This is a genomic window from Candidatus Nitrosarchaeum limnium BG20 (genome assembly GCF_000241145.1).
Taxonomy (GTDB): domain Archaea; phylum Thermoproteota; class Nitrososphaeria; order Nitrososphaerales; family Nitrosopumilaceae; genus Nitrosarchaeum; species Nitrosarchaeum limnae.
This window is the reverse complement of the sequence record NZ_AHJG01000229.1, coordinates 1-3,653: the sequence shown is the minus strand read 5'-3', so window position 1 is coordinate 3,653 and position 3,653 is coordinate 1. Positions and strand designations below refer to the sequence as shown.

The 3,653-nt window shown below is 35.1% G+C and carries 6 protein-coding genes and 1 tRNA gene; 5 read left to right on the top strand and 2 right to left on the bottom strand.

The genetic code is table 11. The features are described 5' to 3' along the window. The 5 genes from BG20_RS08045 to BG20_RS08025 form a co-directional block, all read left to right on the top strand. A partial coding sequence (locus BG20_RS08045; RefSeq protein WP_010193428.1) for a tetratricopeptide repeat protein occupies positions 1 to 1,142 on the top strand: 1,142 nt, incomplete at its 5' end. A gap of 78 nt (positions 1,143 to 1,220) precedes the next feature. Further along, positions 1,221 to 1,544 (top strand): ribosomal L7Ae/L30e/S12e/Gadd45 family protein, encoded by a 324-nt coding sequence (locus tag BG20_RS08040; protein WP_010193423.1) that lies wholly within the window; start codon positions 1,221 to 1,223, stop codon positions 1,542 to 1,544. 64 nt (positions 1,545 to 1,608) lie between these two features. After that, positions 1,609 to 2,073, top strand: a complete 465-nt coding sequence (locus BG20_RS08035) for a NusA-like transcription termination signal-binding factor (RefSeq protein WP_007402219.1) — start codon at positions 1,609 to 1,611, stop codon at positions 2,071 to 2,073. 3 nt (positions 2,074 to 2,076) lie between these two features. Beyond that, a complete protein-coding gene (locus BG20_RS08030) occupies positions 2,077 to 2,514 on the top strand; it encodes a 30S ribosomal protein S12 (protein ID WP_007402218.1) in 438 nt (145 codons plus the stop codon). Positions 2,515 to 2,516: 2 nt separating this feature from the next. Beyond that, positions 2,517 to 3,116, top strand: a complete 600-nt coding sequence (locus tag BG20_RS08025; protein ID WP_010193408.1) for a 30S ribosomal protein S7 — start codon at positions 2,517 to 2,519, stop codon at positions 3,114 to 3,116. An 11-nt stretch (positions 3,117 to 3,127) separates the two neighbouring features. On the opposite strand, the gene BG20_RS08020 is transcribed toward BG20_RS08025, so the two are convergent. Together BG20_RS08020 and BG20_RS08015 are read right to left on the bottom strand one after the other, a co-directional pair. After that, positions 3,128 to 3,237 (bottom strand) — tRNA-Gln (locus BG20_RS08020). Positions 3,238 to 3,285: 48 nt separating this feature from the next. Beyond that, entirely contained in the window at positions 3,286 to 3,606 is a 321-nt protein-coding gene (locus BG20_RS08015; RefSeq protein WP_007402216.1) for a hypothetical protein, read from the bottom strand. Between the last annotated feature and the right edge of the window lie 47 nt (positions 3,607 to 3,653).

Here is a 3,653-nt window from a genome sequence, read left to right as displayed (position 1 = left end):
ATGGTGAGACTACAATTCCTGAACTCATTCCAGCAATTATTCCTCAAGTAATTTCTCTTGTCACTGACAAACCTCGATACTATGACAATGAGTTTGTAAGCGTTAGTGGTACAGTTTCAACTCTTGACTCCCCCAGTGTACTGATTGGAATTTATGATCAATATGAAACCCCAATGGGATTTTACTTTGGTGAAATTAATTCTGACTTGCAATTCTCTACAAACTTTCTTGTAAAGTCTGGTGTAAATTTTAAATCAACTGGAACATATTTTATCAAAGCGCATTATGGAGAGTCTGAAAAAAAAATTAACTTTGATTTTGTAAAAAAGATTGAGACTCCAAAAACAGAAATTCCAATCACTCCAAAAATAGTTCCCAAAACAACTCCGACAAAAATAGATTCACCAATAATTAAAAATGATCAGCCAAAAAATAATTCAGAGCAAAACAATTCTGCTGCAATTCCACCAAAAACAAATTATCAACTGCCAACTCCGGAGACTTTACCTGATGAAGAATATGATAATCTCTCAGTTGAGGACATTGAGCTTGGCATTCAATTAAATCAGATTAATCTAGAATGTGATTCAAGTGAACTAGTTGATACAATTTCATATGATGATGGCATGGGACCTGCATTGTACAGACTATGCAAATTTGATCAATCTTTGGAATTCTTTGATAATTCCCTAAGCAAAGATCCAAACAATGTTGAGATTATCACAAACAAGGGCTCTGCTCTAAGAAAACTAGGAAATCTGCAAGGGTCCATCTCTTACTATGATTTGGCACTGAAAATTGATCCTAATTTTGTCCCTGCTATTAACAACAAGGCAAATGCCCTTGCATCTATGGGAAAATACTCTGAATCAATTTCTCTATATGAAAAAGCAATTGAGAAAAATCCCAATTATGAATCTGCCAAAAATAACTTGAATCTTGTATTGACAAAAATACCTGTTGAAAATAAAATAGCACCAATAGTTCAAATGTCTGCAGACATTCCATCTCAAGAAATAAGATCCGAAATTATTCCAATAAAAAACATTTCAGCACCAGAACCAAAATCTCCATCTAATATTTTTGAAGAAATAGTACATGCATTTTCATCTTTAGGCTCTCTGTTTGGATTTGAAAACTAGTGGTTTTTACCTCTTTATGAGTAAAATTTCAATAAACCTATAAAGCCCTGTATAGACGATCGTCCATAAGGATAACACATGAGTAAAATATTAGAGAAAATGCTAAAGGACTCCGTCAAAGAAGATCAAGTTACGATGGGAACTAAACAAGTATTGAACTCTATGAAAAACTCCAAACTTATCGTTTTGTCAAAATCTCTAAAAAAAGAAACTCTTGCAAAAATTGAAGAAGATGCAAAAAAAGAAAAGATTCCATTGGTAAACTTTCAGGGAACATCTGTCGCATTAGGAAGATTATGCGGCTTACAATTCAGAATTTCAACAATATCATTTACATCATTGACTGATGCAAATATCAAATCACTTCTAAAAGACATGGAAAACGAGGAAAATAATGTTTAAGAAAATTACATCAAATGAAAGTTTAAATGAGATAAATCTTGGTTGGAGATAAATAGGATTTCTAATGACACAATCAATCAAACTTACCACTGATCAGATGCGAATGATGTCTTTGTTTCAAAATGTTACTGGTGCAACTGCTCGTGATTGTGTCGACGATGAAAAACATGACCGTGTAATTTTTGTGGTAAACACTGGAAAGATGGGATTAGCTATCGGCAAAGGTGGAATTCATATTAAATCATTACAAAACATTGTCAAAAAAACAGTTGAACTAGTTGAATTTGATGAAGATCCTGCAAAATTCTTGATGAACCTGCTCAACTCTAAACTCGTTTCTGAAGTAAAATTAAATACACGTGCTGATGGTTCTAAACAGGCAATAGTTATGGTCGACCCAAGAAAGAAAGGAATTGTTGTAGGAAGAGAAGGCAGAAATGCAGAGAAAGCCAGATTATTGGCAAAACGCTATTTTGATATTACGAGTGTACTAATTAATAGTCCTGAAAAAGCAACTTTGGAGCTGTAAAATATGACAAAATCACCACTAGGCCTGTTTGCTGGAAGAGTTTTGGTTGCAAAACGAAAAAAGCAACGATGGGCAATCTCAACTTACAAAAGAAGAAAACTTGGAATTGATGTTAAAGCAGACCCACTAGGTGGAGCCCCTCAAGGAAGAGGAATTGTTTTAGAAAAAGTAGGAATTGCAGCAAAACAACCAAACTCTGCAGTCAGAAAATGTGTTAGGGTTCAATTAATTAAAAACGGTAAAACAGTTACAGCCTTCTTGCCAAGAGACGGTGCAATGAACTTTATCGACGAGCACGACGAGGTACACATTCAAGGAATGGGTGCAACACAAGGCGGTGCAATGGGAGATATTCCTGGAGTTAGATTTAAAGTATTCAAAGTAAACGGTACATCACTTAGCCAACTAGTAACTGGAAAGAAAGAAAAACCAAGGAGATAGAAATGGCAGAAACTAAGAACATGTTATTATTTAGAAGATGGGATATGACCGGAATCGAGATCAAAGATCCTGGATTAAAGACTGCCATCTCTTTGAGAAGTCAAATCTTACCTTACACTTATGGTCGCTCTGCATTAAAGAGATTCAACAAAGCCGAAGTAAACATTGTTGAAAGATTGATTAACAAAGTAATGCACTTTGGTAAAAAATATGCAAAAAATACTGGTAGAATGACTGGCAAGAAAACCAAAGTACTCAACACTGTAAAATTAGCATTTGAAATTATTGCATTAAAGACTGGACAAAACCCAGTAGAAATTCTAGTTCGTGCAATTGAAAACTCTGCACCAAACGAAGACACTACAAGAATCGTTTACGGTGGTACAGTTTACCACGTATCAGTAGACGTTGCACCAATCAGACGAGTCGACATGGCACTAAAATTCATCGCAGATTCAATTCGAGATTCAACTTTTTCAAATCCTAAACCAATTGAAGAGCACATGGCAGAGCAACTAATCTTGGCTGCTGCAAACGATCCAAACGCTCCATCTGTCAAGAAAAAGCACGAGCTAGAAAGAATAGCACAAGCATCTAGATAGAAAATTACCAGTAGCCCGAGGCAGATTCGAACTGCCGTCTCCGCCTATCCACTCTTGAGATCCAGAGGGCAGAATCCATGATCTAAAATCTAATTTTATTTGACCGCTAGACTATCGGGCTACCAAAACAAATTCTAATCTTTTAGCATATAATCATTTGCTGAAAAAATTATCTAATCTTTACTTCATGAATTGCCACTGCATAATCGCATTCTGCTTTTAGTCTCATGTATGGAATTAATCTAAAATGAATCGAGTAAATATCATCTTCTTTTAGTAAGATTCCTTTTTTCATCAGAGATACCAATCCACGCGATGTAGCTCCGACTCCGATGTTATTTTTCTGACACACTTGATCACGTTTTTGTTGATATTGTTGCAGTGAAAATGCAACATCATTTATTTCTAAAATCAATGGCCAAACAATTTCAGACCAGACAAATCTTCTGATTTCAGTAGCTGCTGCATATTTGCCTTTTTCACTCAACATTAATAATGGCAGCTGCAGATATTATAATTTAATACTTGTCTCAAAAA